Annotated in this window: 13 protein-coding genes; 6 read left to right on the forward strand and 7 right to left on the reverse strand. The window is 61.6% G+C overall.

The window, feature by feature from the left end:
* Window positions 1–119: 119 nt before the first annotated feature.
* Complete coding sequence (locus VWZ81_RS00790) at window positions 120–2,402, reverse strand: response regulator (RefSeq protein ID WP_416541780.1); 2,283 nt, start codon at window positions 2,400–2,402, stop codon at window positions 120–122.
* 20 nt (window positions 2,403–2,422) lie between these two features.
* Complete coding sequence (locus VWZ81_RS00795) at window positions 2,423–3,304, reverse strand: PhnD/SsuA/transferrin family substrate-binding protein (protein ID WP_416541815.1); 882 nt, start codon at window positions 3,302–3,304, stop codon at window positions 2,423–2,425.
* Between the two features lie 392 nt (window positions 3,305–3,696).
* Here VWZ81_RS00795 and VWZ81_RS00800 point away from each other — a divergent pair, with 392 nt between their 5' ends.
* Together VWZ81_RS00800 and VWZ81_RS00805 are read left to right on the forward strand one after the other, a co-directional pair.
* Window positions 3,697–7,557: a PEP/pyruvate-binding domain-containing protein gene (locus VWZ81_RS00800; protein ID WP_416541816.1), complete on the forward strand. Its 3,861-nt coding sequence runs from the start codon at window positions 3,697–3,699 to the stop codon at window positions 7,555–7,557.
* 106 nt (window positions 7,558–7,663) lie between these two features.
* A complete protein-coding gene (locus VWZ81_RS00805; RefSeq protein WP_416541781.1) occupies window positions 7,664–8,572 on the forward strand; it encodes a MurR/RpiR family transcriptional regulator in 909 nt (302 codons plus the stop codon).
* 25 nt (window positions 8,573–8,597) lie between these two features.
* Here VWZ81_RS00805 and tviB read toward each other — a convergent pair whose 3' ends face one another.
* From tviB to VWZ81_RS00830, 5 genes are all read right to left on the reverse strand, one after another.
* A complete protein-coding gene (gene tviB, locus VWZ81_RS00810; protein ID WP_416541782.1) occupies window positions 8,598–9,869 on the reverse strand; it encodes a Vi polysaccharide biosynthesis UDP-N-acetylglucosamine C-6 dehydrogenase TviB in 1,272 nt (423 codons plus the stop codon).
* Between the two features lie 122 nt (window positions 9,870–9,991).
* Window positions 9,992–10,774 carry a dimethylarginine dimethylaminohydrolase family protein gene (locus tag VWZ81_RS00815; RefSeq protein WP_416541783.1) on the reverse strand — a complete coding sequence of 261 codons (783 nt, stop codon included), beginning with the start codon at window positions 10,772–10,774 and terminating at the stop codon, window positions 9,992–9,994.
* A 3-nt stretch (window positions 10,775–10,777) separates the two neighbouring features.
* The gene (locus VWZ81_RS00820; protein WP_416541784.1) at window positions 10,778–12,433 is read right to left on the reverse strand and encodes a 5-guanidino-2-oxopentanoate decarboxylase; all 1,656 of its coding nucleotides are present in this window, start codon (window positions 12,431–12,433) and stop codon (window positions 10,778–10,780) included.
* On the reverse strand, window positions 12,430–13,617 hold the full coding sequence (locus tag VWZ81_RS00825; protein WP_416541785.1) for a pyridoxal phosphate-dependent aminotransferase: 1,188 nt from the start codon (window positions 13,615–13,617) through the stop codon (window positions 12,430–12,432). The genes VWZ81_RS00820 and VWZ81_RS00825 overlap by 4 nt, the downstream gene beginning before the upstream one ends.
* Window positions 13,614–14,261: a TetR/AcrR family transcriptional regulator gene (locus VWZ81_RS00830; protein ID WP_340547736.1), complete on the reverse strand. Its 648-nt coding sequence runs from the start codon at window positions 14,259–14,261 to the stop codon at window positions 13,614–13,616. The genes VWZ81_RS00825 and VWZ81_RS00830 overlap by 4 nt, the downstream gene beginning before the upstream one ends.
* Before the next feature lie 104 nt (window positions 14,262–14,365).
* Here VWZ81_RS00830 and VWZ81_RS00835 point away from each other — a divergent pair, with 104 nt between their 5' ends.
* From VWZ81_RS00835 to VWZ81_RS00850, 4 genes are read left to right on the forward strand one after another with little or no spacing between them, the layout of a single operon-like run.
* Window positions 14,366–15,211 (forward strand): ABC transporter ATP-binding protein, encoded by an 846-nt coding sequence (locus VWZ81_RS00835; RefSeq protein ID WP_416539643.1) that lies wholly within the window; start codon window positions 14,366–14,368, stop codon window positions 15,209–15,211.
* A gap of 43 nt (window positions 15,212–15,254) precedes the next feature.
* On the forward strand, window positions 15,255–16,034 hold the full coding sequence (locus tag VWZ81_RS00840; RefSeq protein ID WP_416541786.1) for a transporter substrate-binding domain-containing protein: 780 nt from the start codon (window positions 15,255–15,257) through the stop codon (window positions 16,032–16,034).
* Between the two features lie 9 nt (window positions 16,035–16,043).
* Window positions 16,044–16,796 (forward strand): ABC transporter permease, encoded by a 753-nt coding sequence (locus tag VWZ81_RS00845; RefSeq protein ID WP_340547739.1) that lies wholly within the window; start codon window positions 16,044–16,046, stop codon window positions 16,794–16,796.
* Window positions 16,793–17,569 carry an ABC transporter permease gene (locus VWZ81_RS00850; protein ID WP_340547740.1) on the forward strand — a complete coding sequence of 259 codons (777 nt, stop codon included), beginning with the start codon at window positions 16,793–16,795 and terminating at the stop codon, window positions 17,567–17,569. Before VWZ81_RS00845 ends, VWZ81_RS00850 begins: the two co-directional genes overlap by 4 nt.
* Window positions 17,570–17,591 lie beyond the last annotated feature (22 nt).

Raw genomic sequence — 17,591 nt, forward strand, 5'->3', positions numbered from 1 at the left:
CAGGAAACCCTCATCAGCAAACACCGCAGGCCGGATCAGCAATCGGTCGCCGTCAACCAGGGGGTTATTGTCTGATCGCGGCGGTTCTGTCGGCTGGCGCCCGGTGCCATCAGGTGGCGTCAGGTTCCGGTCTTCAGCAACGGGCCGCATTCCACCCATTTGCTTACCGCTCCAAGCAGGGCCTTCTTATTGATCGGTTTGCTCAGGAAGTCATCCATGCCTGCGGCAAGGCATTCCTCGCGGTGGGACTGCAGGGCATTTGCCGTCAACGCGACGACCGGACAGCGGCGCATCCCCTGCTCCCGTTCGAGCTGACGGATTTCAGCCGTCGCATCTATCCCGTCTTTGACCGGCATCATCATATCCATCAGCACGATATCCGGCTGGTGTTCCGCAAACATGGTCACCGCCTCCTCACCATTCGCGGCGATCAAGACTTCGATGGGAGCCGCCTTCAACATGCGTGATACGACGAGCTGGTTGGTTCGATTGTCCTCCGCCAGCAGCAGTTTCACCTGCGGTATGGCCTCCATATCATCCGCGACCGGTGGCTGAACCGTGTCCTGAGGCGCATCGGCGGATATCTCGAGCACCCGACTCATAACCGACTGGAGCTGCGCTGCACGCAGTGGCTTCAGCGCAACTTCGCAGCGACCCAGATGTTCGCGTGCTGCCCGGTCCAGCGTATTTTCAACCGAGGACAGGATAACGATCGGCAGATCGCGATATTCCGGGATATCTCGGATCCGCTCTGCCAACTCTTTCCCATCCATCCCGGGCATCTGGAAATCTTGCAGAATGACGTCGAAACGCACACCGTCGTGACGTGCATCCAGCAGAATCTCCAGTGCCTGATGGGCCGATCCGGCGGCGATGCTTTTCACCCCCCAGGTCGCCAACCGCTCAGTCAGAATAATCCTGTTGAGTTCCAGATCATCAACAACCAGTGCCCGCAGCCCCTTGAAATCCCGCTCATCCTGAACAGGCTTCGGCTGGTTGGGCCGGATCCGCAGTGGCAGCTCAATGGTGAACACCGAGCCCTTGCCCAGTTCCGACCGTACAGAGATCCGCCCGCCCATCAGCGCAAGCAAGCGCGTGGATATCGCAAGGCCCAGTCCGGTGCCCTCATAATTGCGGGTCGCGGCTCCGTCGGCCTGCTCAAAGGCATTGAAAATCAGGTCCAGCCGGTCCTCCGGTATGCCGGTGCCGGTATCGGTGACCGAAATACGCAGATCCGTGTAGCCATCCTCAGACTCGCCTGAGACCTCGATATAGACATAGCCGCTGCCGGTGAACTTCACCGCGTTACCCGCCACATTGGTCAGGATCTGGCGGATACGACCAACGTCGCCGTCGTAACATTCCGGCAGGTTCGGATCATAGCGAAGTGTCACCTCGACATTCTTCTCCGCGGCTTTGGGCGACAACAGTGTCACGACGTCCTCAATTGCGGTCTGCAAGTTGAAGGGCGCGCGGTCCAGCTCCATCTTGCCCGCCTCGATCTTCGAAAAATTCAGAATGTCGTTGATGATCGTCAGCAGCGCCGAGCCAGACTTGGCAATCGTCTCGGCATACATGGTCTGGTCTTCGTCCAGATCCGTCTCCAGGATCAGTTCCGCCATGCCGATGACGCCATTCATCGGAGTGCGGATTTCATGGGACATATTGGCCAGGAATTCGGATTTGGCCCGATTGGCGATATCAGCCGATTTCCGCGCCTCATCCAATGCGTACTCACGCTCGTCCCGCTCTTCAAAGGTATCCTCAAGCACACCGACGGAGAAATCCAAGGCCCGAAACTCGCGCGAGGCAAACCAGGGCAGCCGGGCCTGCCGGTTCGACAAGCCGGCGATCGCATCCGACATGCGCTGGTGAATGATCTGCAATGGGCGCAATGCCAGCACGCTCACCAGTATCAGCACCAGAATGGACAGCACTGCCACGGCCACCACCGTCCACATGATGGTCTGGCTGACCTTGTGCTGAACCATTGCCTGCCCCTCACGGGTAGACCAGTGAACAACCATATTGCCAAAATCGAACCCGTCGAGCGTGATCGGGCGGTCATACATCACAAAGTCATCCGGCCCCACCTGATCCGTACGGCCCGCCTCCGCGATCGGAGTACCCGCGCTATCTTGGATCTGGATCTTCAGGAGTTTGGGATTACGGGTAATCGCCTCGGTCAATCCGGTTTCCAGCACCGGCACATCTTCGACGATGATCGATTCAAGCATCAGCCCGCTCAGCAACGAGATGGTCAGCTCAGCCTGCTCTTTCAATTGGTCCTGCAGGTTGCGGGTCTCGTAGCGACGCGCAACATCGCCGATCGCCACCGCCACCAGCAGGGCAGCCAGCGACAATGACAAGACGATCTGAAAGAGTATGCCCGTACGTTTCATGGGAGACCTCGGTGACGACGCTAAAATGCCTGGCTCTGCTCCATCGCATCGCGGATCAGGTCGTAGTCGGAGTCGGCCCCCTGAAGAAAGCCGTTTTTGGACACTCGGCGCACGATCTCTTCATTTTCTGACGACAGCATGATCTCCCGCATGGCCAGCAGCACCTCCTCCGAGAGGGTCGAGGATGCAAGCCAGGGTTTTGTCACATTATCAAAGCTCGCCAAGATCCGAATCGGCACCCCTTTGGCGATCAGTTTCTTGTAGGTGCTCTCTTTCAGGGCACCTGCCGTGAATTTTCCGGCGCCAACTGCCTCCCCCACCAGATCGTGGCGGCCGAGGTACTCATAGGTATGCAGATCACCGCTGTCGATCCCGGCCTCAAGCAGCTGGCTTTGGGCGAGGTAGCGCCCGATCGTCGACAGCTCATCCCCGAAGGCAAAGCTGAGCCCCGCAAGATCCGACAGTTGAGTGATGGTGCTGTCGCGATGCACGACGATCACACCCTTAAAACGCTTGCGCCCCTTCTTGGATTCCATGGCAACGATCCTGATGTCGGGGTTCTGTTTCATCACATGCACATAAGAGGCCGGACCGAAACGCGCGAAATCCACCTCGCCATTGGCGAGGTGGTCGATACCCTCTTGATATTCCTTGGCAACTGTCATCCGAATGACAACTTTTTCGCCCAGCACCTCGCCCAGTCGGTTCGACAGGAACGTCAGGAAGGGGCGGTATTTCTTAACCGTTACCGTCGGTTTATCCGCGGCATAGGTCCCAAACGTCAGGGTTATTTCGGCGCGTGCTGTCATCGGCGCCAGCAGCGCCATCAGACAGACACAGAATACCAACCACAGGCGGCCCATGCCGGCTGGCTTATTATGATGTTTCGAAGCGGTGTGCATCATCGTCTCCAGTCTGAATCCAGGCGCTGCCCGATCGGTGGTCTCGCGCATCTGTTTACCCTGAATAGTGAGAAAATTTGGTTAAGTGGCCCTGAAATAGTATAAATAATTTTACGGCTCGCCTCAGAGCGTGGCATGAATATTAACGTTTCAGTAACGATTTCAGCGCTCTTTTATAAAATTCATCATAAATTTGAAGATCGGGCAGAAGCCCGGCAGGACCTCCCGTGATCAAAAACCACATAATTTCCCGCAGACCCGTTCCCCGCCTATTGCTTGCGGCCGCCCTTTTTTCCGGCTTCGCCCCCGCTGCTGCCTGGGCCATTCCCTCACCGGAACTGGTGATCGGATCGGTATCATCCCTGTCGCAGGTGCTGGCCGTGGCGATCGCGATGATGTCGGGTCTCGGCGCGGTGGTTGCGGCGAAGCTTGGTCTGAAGCCGAAGAGCACTGCGGTGGCAACACGTTATCCGGTCCGATTGATCACCGGTCTGGTGCTGGCGGCGCTGACACTGGCCGTTATGAATTACTGGCAGTTCAGCAGCCAGCGGGCGGCGGAGCAGGCGCGTCTGCAGGCAACGCTCATGCGGCCGGCGCAGTTTGACGGAACCAAAATCAAGGACGCGGCGCTGAAAGAGACAAGTTTTGCGCGCCAGTCAGATCATCCGCTTGCGATGTCGACAGCCGACGCCGCCGCCGCGTTGGAGGATGGCAACACATTGTTCTACGACATCCGCGAAACCGGCGAAAACGCCATGGGCACCCTGCCCGGCGCGACCCATATCCGTTTTCCGGACTTCGTCGAGAGCCAGCCGGTCAAACCCGGCCAGAAGGTCGTGCTGTTCTGCCATAACGGCAACCGCAGCTCGGAAACCTGTGCCAAGCTGGCGGCGATGGGCATCGACTGCAGCTTCATCGCCGGCGGAATCGAGAAATGGATTGTCGAAGGGCGCGCGTTCTCTGACAAGGCCGTGAAATCCCTCTCTGACCTGCGTGCCATTCCGGAATATCCCGGTCGTGATGTGCTGCTCAACACTGCGGATTTCACCGAATTGATGAACACCGAGGACCTGCAGATCGTCGATACCCGCTACCCCGGGGATTTTGAGGCGGGCCACCTTCCCGGCGCGGTGAACATTCCGATCCGCAAGATGACAACCGCCGATCTGATGCAGCGCATCAGTGAACTTGATCCGACCAAACCAACGCTGGCGGCCTGCTACGACCGTCGCAGCTGTTTCATGAGCCAGGTTCTGGGGCTGGAGCTGTCGCAGAAAGGGTTCGATTTCCGTGGCCGCTACACCCTGCCATGGGAGTATTTTGTCGCCCCCAAGCCGAAGCCTCATGTGCAGGCCTGGCTTGCCGATCAGCAAAGCGGCCTCTGGGACAAGGCGATCTCGGCGCTGGCCGCCGCGCTGCTCTGGGTGCATGAGCGCAGCCATATCCTGCTGGGTCTGCTCGCCCTCTCCCTGATTACCCGGATCATGATCCTGCCAGTGGCGTTGAAATCTGAACGCGACCAGATCACCACCAGTGAGACCGCCGATGAGATGAAGGCGCTGAAGGAAAAACTGGCCCATGACCCGGTGCGCAAGGCGCGCGCGGTGCAGGCATTCTACAAGGACAAGGGCCTGACGCCGATGAAGAACCTCACCGCGCTGCTGTTCCTGCCGGTGATGATGCTGGGCGTCTCCGCCGCGCAACAGGCCAGCGCCAGCCTTCAGACCCCGTTCCTGTGGATGGCCGACCTTGGCCTGCCCGATCCTCTGTTCATCATGCCGGTGCTGTTCTGCGCGCTCGCCGCCGTCTATCTGCTCTGGGCCGTGGCCAAGACCCCGCGCCAGAAAACCCTGTGGATGGTGCTGGGCATGCCTGCGCTATTTGCCATGGTGTTCAGCCTCTCGGGCGCCGCCAATGCCTATCTCTGCTTCAGCCTGACGCTCTTGCTGATGCAGCGCGCCTATGTCACCGGCATGCACCGCAAACTGGCTGAGGCGCTGTCGCTGCGCGCCCACAAGCGCCGCCTCGCCAAACTGCCGCGCGGTGTGATCCCGATGGGCTACACCGAGGAGCTGGAGCACGCCGGCAACAAGGCCCTGCGCCTGTCCATTCTCAAAAACGCAGGGCTACCGGTGCCGGGCGGCGTAGTCTTGCGCTCCGATGCAATTCACGATTATCGCGAGATGCCTGACGCCCGAAAAGACGCATTTGCCGCATATGTTTATCGGCTGGCTGGCGGCAAGCCGGTCGCCGTGCGCTCCTCGGCCAGCAACGAAGATGGCGCTGACCAGAGTTTTGCTGGAGTGTTCGAATCCGTGCTGGACGTCACCGCGGAGACCATGCGCGCCGCCTTGGATGAAGTTGTGACCAGCTTCTCGTCCGAGCGCGCCGCCAGCTATTCGGGCGAGGGCGACAGCACCGATCAGGGCAACATCGTAGTGCAGGAAATGGTGCAGGCCGACTACGCCGGCGTTCTCTTCACCCAGGATCCGATGGCCCCCGGCATGTGCATGATCGAATGGGTCGAAGGCTGCGGCGAGGATCTGGTCTCTGGCCGCGTCACCCCGACGTCCTTGCGCTTTGGCCGCTATTCGGGCTTGCCAGCGGCGGAAGATCAGGACCAGACGCTGGACATGGCGCCGCTGCTGGCGCTTGGCCGCCAGATCGAGGAGACCTTTGGCTGCCCGCAGGATGTGGAATGGGCCTATGCAAACGGCCAGTTCCAGATCGTGCAAAGCCGCGACATCACCACCCTGTCGCTTGGAACCGAAGCTGAGCGGATCCGGCTTCAGGAATGGCGCGATCTGCTGGACCATTACGCCGGGGTGGATCCGGATAAGCCGCTGCTGGAACAGGATGAGATGTCCGAAGTGCTGCCGCGCCCAACCCCGCTGTCTTTCTCGCTGATGGGCAGCCTCTGGGCGCCGGGCGGCAGCGTCGATCTGGCCTGCCGCGCCTTGAGCGTCCCCTATAACCTGCCGGAAGGCCGGGCGGGCCATCTGGTGAACCTCTTTGGCAAGACCTACGTCGATGTCGGCCTAAAAGAGCAGATGACGCTGAAACTGACCGCCGCCAAGGCCAAGCAGCTGCGCAGGCAGGCCCGCCCGATGATCACCCGCATGCGCGAGGAGGTGCTGCCCCAGCTCACCGATCAGCTGGCGTTCTGGCAGGCTGTGGACTACACCGCCCTGCCCCGCCAGAAACAGCTCGAGGCGATTGCGACCCTGCGCGATCTCTTTGTCACCGACATCTATGTCGAGGCGGAGAAGGTGAATATTGTCGCAGGCTTTACCATGGGCGAAGCCAGCGCCGCCGCCGCAGGCGATCCGGCCCTGCGCGCCCATCTGATGCACGCCGAACTGCCCCACGCCCCGTCCAGCCTGCTGGCCTCCTGTATCGGTGCCAATGCAGAAACCCATGCGCAGTTGCTGATGGGGCATCGCTCGATCTTTGATTACGAACTGTCGGCACCCCGCTATAGCGAAGCACCCGGCCTGCTGGCCTCCCTGCTCGACAGTTCGGTTGAGCCGATCAGCGGCACCGTGGCCACTCCGGCAAACCTGCCGGAAGATCTGCGCGACACGCTAGAGCTTGCGATCGCCTATCAGGACCTCAAGGAACAGGCCAAACACGAGGCACTGCGGGTTCTGGCGGAGCTGCGCCGGGCGTTGCTGGCCCTGGGGATCGACACCGAGCTGGAGGATCTGATCTTCTACCTGACCATGGAAGAGATCATGACCGGCGACTGGACCCGACCTGAGCTGCTGAAAGACCGCGCCGCCAGCCGCAAACACATCGAAGATCTGCGCAAGGCCTCGGCGCCAACCGATGTCAGCCTCACCCTGCGTGACTGCGAGCTGCTCTCGCTCGGCGTGCAGGCGGGGTCCGCTGATGGGCATCTGGGCGGCACCTGTGTCGCCGGCAGCGGCACCGTGGAGGCCCGCGTATTCTGGGTTGAAGACGAAACCGCCATCGGCCCGGAGGTCTTTGACGGGTTTCAGGACGGCGACATCCTGGCATGTCGCATGATCAACCCGGCCTGGCTTCCTTATGTCCAGCGCTCCGGCGCTGTCCTCAGCGAGGTGGGCGGCTGGCTTAGCCATATGGCGATTGTCGCGCGGGAAAAGAACATCCTGATGCTGGTGGCCTGCAAGGGGCTCGACCAGCTGTCCCGTGGTGAGCTGATCATGGTTGGCGAGGACGGCTCGATCACCCCGAGCGAGACGCCGGATCTGCAACAGGTCTCCGCCTGATTCACCATCCGTTTTTGCCCCTGCCTGACCCTTCCGGTCTCAAAGGCAGGGGCAGAACATATGTTCCATCTTGCATCTTTTCGCGCAAACGGTCTGAACTGTGGCCATGGACCAGCATCTTGATCCCCGACAGACCCATCGCCTGCTCGACCAGCTGAAGACCGAGATCGACAGCCTGCCCCCCGCCCTCTCGGCGGCGGCGAAATACATCATCGACACCCCCGGCGACTTTGGTCTTGATCCGATCCGTGTCTCGGCGACCAAGGCAGGGGTCAGCGCGAATTCTCTGGTGCGACTGGCCGCACATCTTGGATTTGACAGTTTCGAGGCGTTGCGCGCGCCCTTTCGGGCCGCGCTGACAACCGAGCGTGAGGGCGGATTGGGCCTTGGCTGGCTCGACCGGCTGGAACAGGCCCCCGAAACCACCCGCCATGGCCGCATCGCTCGCAATGAGGTGAACATCGTCGCCCGCTCGCTGCGCCTGATGACCCCCGGGCGCACTGCGGCCATCGTTGCGGCGCTGACCTCGGCGCGACGATGCTATGTTACTGCAACCCGCGCCAGTTACGCATTGGCCTATTACTTCCACTACGTCGGACGAATGGCCTTGCCGGGGCTTGATCTGGTGCCGCGCCACATGAGCACCGCCGTGGACGAGCTGATGGATATCGGCGCCGGGGACTGTCTGATTGCCATGACCTTCGCGCCATATTCATCGGAGACGCTGCAGGCGCTGAGACAGGCGCGCAACAAAGGTGCGACGCTGATCCTCATCTCAGATAGCGAGGTAATCGCGCCCGGATTGCAGCCCGACCACCTGCTGCTGGTGGCCGACAATACGCTGCATCCTTTTGGTGGCTATGGCGGCGCGATGGCAGTGCTTGATTGTCTGCTGACCCATCTGGTCGATGCCGGAGGAGAGGCGGCGCAGGACAGGTTCCGCACCTACGAGACCCTGCGGGAAGACACCGGCGCCTATTGGCGCGGCGGCAAATTGCCAAAGGTCCCGAAGTAGCCCGCTTCAGAGCCTGATCGGCCGGTCAGAGCCGTAGGTCGGACTGGTCCGGCGTCAGCACATACTTCAGATCATACAGCAGCGCATGGTCCCGACCCAAGGCCCGGATCCGGGCGGCCCCCATATCGCGGAATTCCTGATGGGCCACCGCCAGAACCAAACCGTCATAGGCCCCTGGCTGCGGAGTTGTCACCAGATTGACGCCGTATTCCTGCCGCGCCTCATCTGGATCGGCATGGGGGTCATGCACATCCACCGTCAGACCGTATTCTTCAAGGCAGCGCACCACGTCAATAACCCGTGTATTGCGCAGATCGGGGCAGTTTTCCTTGAAGGTCAACCCCATCACAAGAACCCGCGCATCGGCAATGGCCATCTTGCGTTTCAGCATGGATTTGACCATCTGGCTCGCCACATAGGCTCCCATGCCGTCATTCAGCCGCCGCCCTGCCAACAGGATCTCGGGGTGATAGCCCAGCTGCTCTGCCTTGTGGGTCAGGTAATAGGGGTCGACCCCAATACAATGGCCCCCGACCAGACCCGGACGAAAGTTAAGGAAGTTCCACTTGGTTCCGGCAGCACGCAGCACTGCTTCGGTATCAATATCCATGCGGTTGAAAATCTTGGCCAGCTCATTGATCAGAGCGATGTTGATATCGCGCTGGCTGTTCTCGATCACCTTGGCCGCTTCGGCGACGCGGATGCTCTCGGCCTGATGGGTGCCCGCCGTCACGATCTCACGGTAGAGCGCATCGACACGCGCCGCAATTTCAGGCGTTGAGCCGGAGGTCACCTTGACGATATCCGGCAGACGCCGCGTCTTATCGCCGGGATTGATCCGCTCGGGGCTGTAGCCTGCAAAGAAATCGCGATTGAATGTCAGCCCGGACACGCGCTCCAGAACCGGGACGCAGTCCTCCTCGGTGGCGCCGGGATAGACCGTGGATTCATAGATCACCAGATCGCCGGGTTTGAGCACGCCACCAACCGTTTCAGACGCCCGCAGCAGTGGCGTCAGATCCGGGCGACGGCTGCTGTCGATCGGTGTTGGAACGGTGACGATAAAGATCGTGCAATCGGCAATCTCTGCCGGGTCGCTGGTCAATGTCAGATGCGACGCAGCCGCCAACGCCTCGGCGCTGATCTCGCGGGTATTGTCCTGCCCTGAGCGCAGCGCCGCAATCCGGTCGTCGCTGATGTCAAAGCCCACTACCGGGCGCGATCGGCCAAATTCCACCGCCAGCGGCAGACCGACATAGCCAAGCCCGATCACGCAAATCCGTTCTGTCCCGCTCATACCGCCGCCTCAATGGTCTCTGTCTGCCCGATTGCCTTTCATAAGGGGCGGCGGCGCCAGGTTTCAACCTCATGTGGCCAGATCCCTCCCGAAACCGGGAGAGATCCACCGTTTGGGCCAGTTCAGAAGCGCAGTGACAGGCAGGACATGCCGCCATCCAGCTTGGCGCACTCGGTATTGCTGATCTGAACAACCTCATAGCCTTCGCGATCCAGCATCTCGGCGGTGCGCGGGAAACCTGCCGCCATGATCACCAGATTGTTGTAGCGGATGGCATTGGCCGCAGCCTCTTCGCCCTCGGCGACATGCAGCACGCGGTAGCCCTCAAAACAGCCCGATGCGTCCAGCCGTTTGGTGGCAAGGATGGTCTCACCATCCATCAGCGAACAGTCGGTCTTGAAATGCAGCACGCCCTCTGGCGTGAAAACCTCGCGCAGGCTGTGGCCCCAGTCAGACACGATCTCTGCCAGTTCCGCCACGCCGGCCGCATCGGTCCGCGCTGAACGACCGACAAGGATTTCGCGGTCCGTCACAAGAATGTCGCCGCCTTCGATAAAGCCGGGACCGTTGATTTCGCGCAGCTCGCCGTAGCATTGCCGCAGGGTCGGTGCCATCTCGGCCACCTCCCCCAGACGCGACGGCGCGCCGGGGCGCATCAGAACCGCGCCCTTGGGCAGGCAGAGGGCGGTGTCCTCGACAAACACCGCATCGGGAAAGGCCTCGAGCGGCGGCAGCTCGATCACCTCGGCGCCCGTGCTTTTCAGTGCGGCAACATAATCGGCATGAGCGGCCAGCATCCGGTCCAGATCGGGCGTACCGATATCCTCGGCCCGCAGGCCGTCGGTGATACTGGACGCGGGACGGCGGGTGATGGCGCGGGAGAATTCATATGTTGGGTTTGTCATGTCTCAGTCCTTTGTAGCCTGTGTCGGCACGTATTTGGGCGTGATGATCTCAATGATGCTGGGGCCTGCCTGCGCGGCGCGGTCTTTGATGGCCGCGGCAACCTCTTGCGGATCGGCGGAAACCGCCCGATGCAAGATCCCGAAGGACCGCGCCGCCGCAGCGAAATCCGGCGGTGTCGGATCACAGCCCACCACAGCCACGCCCACCTCCTGCATCGAGCGGGCAATTTCCTGATAGCCGTGGTTGTTCCAGACGATGAACGTGATCGGCAAGGCTTCATCCACGGCTGTCATGATCTCGGGCAGGGAAAACTGCGCGCCACCATCACCGACGATGCAGATAACCGGCGTCTGCGGTGCCGCAACGGCGGCGCCGATCGCGGCCGGAATGCCATAACCAAGCGCACCATAGCCGGTGGCCGCATTGAACCAGCCGCCTGGGCGGTCGTGATCGTAGTAGAGATTGCCCGCATAGATCGGTTGCGCAGAATCGCCAACGATGATTGCCCCCGGAACTGCTGCGCGCAGCGCATTCAGCACCTCGACCTGCGCGCGGTAACCCTCGCCGATTTCCTCCCAGGCTGCCGCGCGGGTCAGACCCGCCTGTGTGAGGCCCCAGTCGCCGGAGGGGCTGGCAACTGACGGCAGATCGGCGAGAACCGCAGAAAGAACATCCGCCACATCCGCATGGATCGCCAGCTCAGCCGGGTGTCGGGCCAGCTGCTCAGCGCAGAGATCAACCCGGATCAACCCCGGCATCTGTGGCATCACTCCGCTGGCATACATATCGTAATCGGTCGGCCCCAGCTCGGTTCCCAGCGCCAGCACCATATCCGCCGTCTCGATCAGCCCCCGCACCGAGGCGAGGCTGGGGCTTGCGGGCACCGACAGCGGATGGTCAAACAGCACCCCACGCGCATTAACGGTCTGGATCACCGGCGCGCCCAGAAGCTGCGCCAGCTGGCGCAACTGATCGGCGCAGAACCGCGCGCCTCCGCCTGCCAGGATCACCGGGCGCTGTGCTGTCGACAGGCGCTGCGAGATTGCGGCCAGATCCGCGGCGGACGGCCCTGCCCTGTTCACATCAGTTGCCGACGACTGGCCGGTTTGGACCGCCGCCGCCCCTGCAACATCCAGCGGAACCTGCAGATGGGTCGGACCCGGGCGTGACAACGCGCTGCCGTCAACCGGTGCAAAAACCTGATCGAGCGCCCGCGCCAGACCCTCCGGCGCCGCCACATGCTCGGACCTCAGCGCAACCAGCTGCGCCAGCGCATGTTGATCCGGCAGCTCGTGCAGATGGCCCAGCCCCTGACCGAGAGAGCCGCTCGCGTTGACCCCGGATATCACCAGCATCGGCACCGAATCCGCCCGCGCCTGCGCCATCGGCGTCAGCGTATTGGTCAACCCCGGTCCGGTGATCACAAAGGCCACACCCGGTCGGCCGGAAACCCGCGCATAGCCATCGGCCATGAACCCGGCCCCCTGCTCGTGACGCGGTGTGATATGGCGCAGGTCCGAGAGCGCCAGCCCACGGTAAAGCTCTACCGTATGCACACCGGGAATGCCGAAAACATGGCGCACGCCCCGTGTTGCCAGCGCCTCAACCAGCGCTTCGCCGACGGTGTGCGGTGCCGCGTCTTGGGCGGGCCTGCTCATGCCACCTCCGCCGATCGCTGGCTGGCATGATCGACGATCCGCGTCAGCGCGCGGTCAAATGCCTCATCCTCAATCGTCAACGCCACCCGGACCCAGCTCCGCAGACTGTCACCAAAAGAGGATCCCGGCATCACCGCAACCCCACCCCGTCTGAGCAGATCCTGCGCATAGGCATCGCCATCCATACCGGTGGCCGAGACGTCAATCATCGCAAACATACCTGCCTGCGGGCTGTGAACCTGCAATGCCGTGTCGCGGTGCAGCCGCTCTGCCAGTTTCGCCGCACGCATGGCAAATCGCCTACGCATCCCCGCCGCCACCGGTGATCCGTCGCGCACGGCCTGCTCGGTCATATCCGCGATGAAGGGCTGGTTACCAAACAGCATTGTTTCCGACAGCGGCAGCAAGCCGTCGCAGAAGGCTTTACTGGCAATGCACCAGCCACTGCGAAATCCGGGTGCGGCATGGGATTTGGAAATCGAGGAGACAACAATCACCCGCTCCGAGAAGGCCGCCCGCGCCAGCGGCGAGACAAACTCCGCCGCTTCAAACACCAGCTGTTCGTAGACCTCATCAGAGATGATCCAGAGATCATGCGCCTCGGCCAGTCGTCCAATCGCATCAAGGTCCTCAACTGTCAGAATTGACCCGGTCGGATTATGCGGTGTCGTCAGCAGAATAGCGCGACTGCGCGGCGTGATTTTCTCGGCGATATCATCGGCCTGCATCCGAAAACCATGCTCGGCCCGAAGCGCTACGGGCACCATATCGGCACCGCTTGCCCGGATCACTCCTTCGTAGGTGGCATACATCGGATCGCCGACCAGAACCTCGTCCCCGTGCTGGGCCACACCCATCAGCACCGCATAAAGCGCGGTCTGCGTGCCGGGAAAACACAGGACGTTATCCGGCCCTATAGGCCGCCCCGTGCTGGCGCTATAACGCGCAGCAAGCGCCTGGCGCAGGTTCGCTTCACCACGTCCGTCCGAATAACCGGTCCGGCCCGACACCATCGCAGTGCTGGCGGTACGCATCAGCACATCCGGGGGCGGCACGTCAGGTTCGCCGATGGTCATTTCGATGATATCGGCCCCCGCGGCGATCATCTCCCGCGCAGTCAGATGCACAGCCCATTTGGCCCCGCCAAGCCCCGCAAGCCGCTTGGTCACATCGGTCATTCTCATGGCTCTTCCGCCTTATGCTGCAAATTCAGTCCCAGAATTGCGCTGACGGATTCCAATCCGATGGCAGGCAATTCCCCCTCGTCAAAGGCCTCCGGCAAGGCACCGCCCTCCATCCATAGCCCGTCGATCACCGCGTTGCAGGCCACCGCAAGATGATGCAGCCGCGCCGTATCCACCGGCCGCCCTGCCTCGTCTAGCGCGGCGGCGATCAGCTCGCCCAGCTTGTCGCGGAAATAATCATAGGTGCGCTGGTGGATCTGCCGCATGTCGGGATCCTGCTGCACCTTGTTCAAAAACCCCGCCCAAAGCGCCACGGCGGTCGGCTCGACAACGGGCGGGCGCAGCGAGGACACGACGAACCCCGCCAAACGCGACCGGGCGTCGCCTTCGATCCCGGCGATCGGCGCATAGGTGAGATCGCTGATGGTGACCATATGGTGTTCATAGGCCGCGGTCATCAGCTCTTCCTTGGAGGAGAAATAGTGTCGGATCAGCCCCTGGGTCACATTCGCCCGCTCGGCTATGTCGCGCACGGTGGCACCGCGCACGCCTTTTTCGGCCACCAGCTCCAGCGTTGCGGCAATCAGCGCGTCCTTGCGCTCTTCCGCGGTCGCACGCTTAAACTTCCGGCGTTCACCTGACACGGGCTCTCCAATGGCTGAATGGTTGCTGGGATGCAGTAATTATACACTTGCATAATTACGCCAAGTCAGCCTTACTACAAGCCGAAATATGAGGACAATAGAAAATGCCCGATCCGGCTGCCGCTGGCCCTGCCCCGCTTTCAACAGCCCCAGTCCCCGCGTCGGATGCCGGTGCCGCGAACATCCGGGCCGCGGAACGGACCGAGGCGATCCGGGTGAGCGACCTGCACAAATCCTTTGGGTCTCTGGAGGTCTTGAAGGGTGTCTCCCTGACCGCCCGACAGGGCGATGTGGTGGCAATTATCGGCGGCAGCGGGTCCGGCAAATCCACTATGCTGCGCTGTATCAATTTTCTGGAAACCCCCAATTCCGGCGAAATCGTCATCGCGGGCGAAACCATCGCCATGCGCCCCGATGGAAGCCCCGCCGACCGCCGCCAGATCGAACGTATCCGCACCCGGCTGGCGATGGTCTTTCAGCAGTTCAACCTGTGGACCCATCGCACCCTGCTGGAAAACGTGATCGAAGTGCCGGTTCATGTGCTGAAAGTGCCCCGGTCGCAGGCCATCACCCGCGCCCATGAGCTGCTCGCCCGCGTCGGGCTTGGTGACAAGGCGGATGCCTTTCCCGCTTTTCTGTCCGGCGGCCAGCAGCAGCGCGCCGCCATCGCCCGCGCCCTTGCCGTGGATCCCAGCGTGATGCTGTTTGACGAGCCGACATCCGCATTGGACCCCGAATTGGTGGGCGAAGTGCTGACGGTCATCCGCAATCTGGCGGCCGAAGGGCGCACCATGCTGCTGGTCACCCATGAGATGAAGTTCGCCCGCGAGGTTGCCAACCATGTTGTCTATCTCTTTGAGGGCCGCATCGAAGAGCAGGGCCCGCCGGCCGAAGTCTTCGGCAATCCAAAGTCGGAGCGGCTCAAACAGTTCCTCAGCTCAGTCGGATGATTTCGCCATTCGAACAAACAAATAACAAAACAGGGAGACAGTCATGTCCATGAAATCAAACCTCAAACGCACAGCTCTTGCCGCGACTCTGCTGGCGGCTACCGGGGCAATCGCCCAGGCCGAACCGGTGAAGATCGGTGTCGCCGCAGAACCCTATCCGCCTTTTGCCTCGCTGGATTCATCCGGCCAGTGGGTGGGCTGGGAAATCGACATTATCAATGCCGTCTGCGCTGCCGCCGAACTGGACTGCGTGATCACGCCGGTTGCCTGGGATGGCATCATACCCTCCCTCACCGGCCAGCAGATCGACGCCATCATGGCCTCCATGTCGATCACCGAAGAGCGGTTGAAAACAATTGATTTCTCCGACCCCTACTACAACACCCCGGCGGTGATTGTCGCCGACAAATCCATGGACATCGAGCCGACCCCGGACTCGCTGGCGGGCAAGGTGATCGGCATTCAGGCCTCTACAATTCACCAGACCTATGCGCAGGAATACTTCAAAGATTCCGAACTGCGCGTCTACCAGACCCAGGACGAGGCCAATCAGGATCTGTTTGCCGGCCGTATCGACGCCACCCAGGCCGATAGCATTGCCATGGCCGATTTTGTCGGTTCGGACGCGGGCAGCTGCTGTGAGATCAAGGGCGCGGTGGCCAATGACGAGGCGATCCTCGGCAAAGGCGTCGGCGCGGGCGTGCGCAAAGGCGACGCCGATGTTCTGGCAGCCCTGAACAAGGGGATCGCCGCTATCCTGGCCGATGGCACCCATGCCGATATCACCTCGAAGTATTTCACGACCAGCATCTACTCCGAGTAAGGACATAACGTGACCGGACTCCTCGACCTGTTTGGTCTGGCCGAGAGCGCGCAGCTGTTGTCGCTCTCGCCGCCGGGATGGGGGGGCAACCTGTTACGGGGCCTCGCCAATTCGCTTCAGATCGCTTTTGGCGCATTTGGCATGGGGCTGATTATCGGGCTTTTCGGGGCCTATGGAAAACTCTATGGCGGGCCGATCCTGCGGGATCTGCTCGCCATTTACACCACCGTGATCCGCGCCGTTCCCGAACTGGTGCTGATCCTGATCCTCTATTATGTCGGCACCGATCTGATCAACAGGCTGGCCGCCGGCCTCGGCTATGGCCGGGTCGAAATCAGCGGCGTTGTGGCAGGCATCTGGGTGCTTGGCATCGTGCAGGGTGCCTATGCGACCGAAGTCCTGCGCGGCGCCATCAAGGCGGTACCGCCGGGCCAGATTGAGGCCGCCCGGTCGTATGGCATGCCCGCTTTCATGACCATGCGCCGGGTTACCATCCCGGCCATGATGAGTTTTGCAACGCCAGGGCTGGCCAACCTGTGGCTGATCGCGACCAAGGACACCGCCCTGCTGGCCATCGTTGGCTTTGCCGAGCTGACCTTGGAAACCCGGCAGGCCGCCAGCAGTACGCGGGCCTATTTCACCTTCTTCCTCGCGGCTGGGGCGCTTTACCTGATGGTAACCCTCTGCTCTGGCGTGATTTTCAACTGGATTGAACGTTGGGCCAGACGTGGGCAGCCCTCGCTGCGGGAGACCCGCCAATGAGTGTGCTGAAACCTCTGATGCAGCCTCACCGACTTGTCCTCATGGCGCTATTCGCAGGCCTGATTGTCTGGTGCGCGGTTTCCCTGCGCTGGGACTGGATTCCAGCCTATGCGCCGCTCGCGCTCCAAGGGCTCTGGACGACGATCTGGATCCTGGTGGTAACCAGTATCCTCGGATTTGCGCTGGCGGTACCGCTTGGTCTCGCCCAGGCGGTTGGCCCCTGGTATCTGTCGGTTCCCGCACGGGTTTTTTGCACCGTCATTCGCGGCACGCCGCTGCTGTTGCAGATATGGCTGCTCTATTATGGGCTGGGATCGCTGTTCCCGCAGTTCCCGTGGATCCGGTCCAGCGAGCTGTGGCCCTATCTGCGGCAAGCCTGGCCATATGCGGTGCTTGCCCTGACCCTGTCTTATGCAGGCTATGAGGGCGAGGTGATGCGCGGGGCCTTCTCAGGCGTTGCCAAGGGCCAGCTGGAGGCCGCCAAGGCCTACGGTATGCCACGCGGCACCATGTTCCGCCGGATCTGGCTGCCACAGGCGGTGCGCAACGTCCTGCCAACGCTTGGGGGCGAAACCATCCTTCAGCTGAAGGCGACACCGTTGGTGGCCACGATCACGGTTCTGGACATCTACGCGGTTTCCTCGCGGGTGCGGTCTGACACGTTTATCGTCTATGAGCCGCTGCTGCTACTGGCGCTTGTCTATATGGTGATCGCCGGGCTGATCACCCTCGCCTTCAAACGGTTTGAGGACCGGATCCCGCAGCGGCAATAATCACCCGCCCAGCAAGATCAAA

Origin of the sequence: Phaeobacter sp. JH20_34 (assembly GCF_048056095.1) — a bacterium.
In the GTDB taxonomy this organism is placed as follows: Bacteria; Pseudomonadota; Alphaproteobacteria; order Rhodobacterales; family Rhodobacteraceae; genus Phaeobacter; species Phaeobacter bryozoorum.

Excerpts from the sequence above, each read along its gene's own strand:
- VWZ81_RS00790 (WP_416541780.1), bottom strand. The coding sequence starts at position 2,402 with ATGAAACGTACGGGCATACTCTTTCAGATCGTCTTGTCATTGTCGCTG.
- VWZ81_RS00795 (WP_416541815.1), bottom strand. The coding sequence starts at position 3,304 with ATGCACACCGCTTCGAAACATCATAATAAGCCAGCCGGCATGGGCCGC.
- VWZ81_RS00800 (WP_416541816.1), top strand. The coding sequence starts at position 3,697 with ATGATGTCGGGTCTCGGCGCGGTGGTTGCGGCGAAGCTTGGTCTGAAG.
- VWZ81_RS00805 (WP_416541781.1), top strand. The coding sequence starts at position 7,664 with ATGGACCAGCATCTTGATCCCCGACAGACCCATCGCCTGCTCGACCAG.
- tviB (WP_416541782.1), bottom strand. The coding sequence starts at position 9,869 with ATGAGCGGGACAGAACGGATTTGCGTGATCGGGCTTGGCTATGTCGGT.
- VWZ81_RS00815 (WP_416541783.1), bottom strand. The coding sequence starts at position 10,774 with ATGACAAACCCAACATATGAATTCTCCCGCGCCATCACCCGCCGTCCC.
- VWZ81_RS00820 (WP_416541784.1), bottom strand. The coding sequence starts at position 12,433 with ATGAGCAGGCCCGCCCAAGACGCGGCACCGCACACCGTCGGCGAAGCG.
- VWZ81_RS00825 (WP_416541785.1), bottom strand. The coding sequence starts at position 13,617 with ATGAGAATGACCGATGTGACCAAGCGGCTTGCGGGGCTTGGCGGGGCC.
- VWZ81_RS00835 (WP_416539643.1), top strand. The coding sequence starts at position 14,366 with ATGCCCGATCCGGCTGCCGCTGGCCCTGCCCCGCTTTCAACAGCCCCA.
- VWZ81_RS00840 (WP_416541786.1), top strand. The coding sequence starts at position 15,255 with ATGTCCATGAAATCAAACCTCAAACGCACAGCTCTTGCCGCGACTCTG.
- VWZ81_RS00850 (WP_340547740.1), top strand. The coding sequence starts at position 16,793 with ATGAGTGTGCTGAAACCTCTGATGCAGCCTCACCGACTTGTCCTCATG.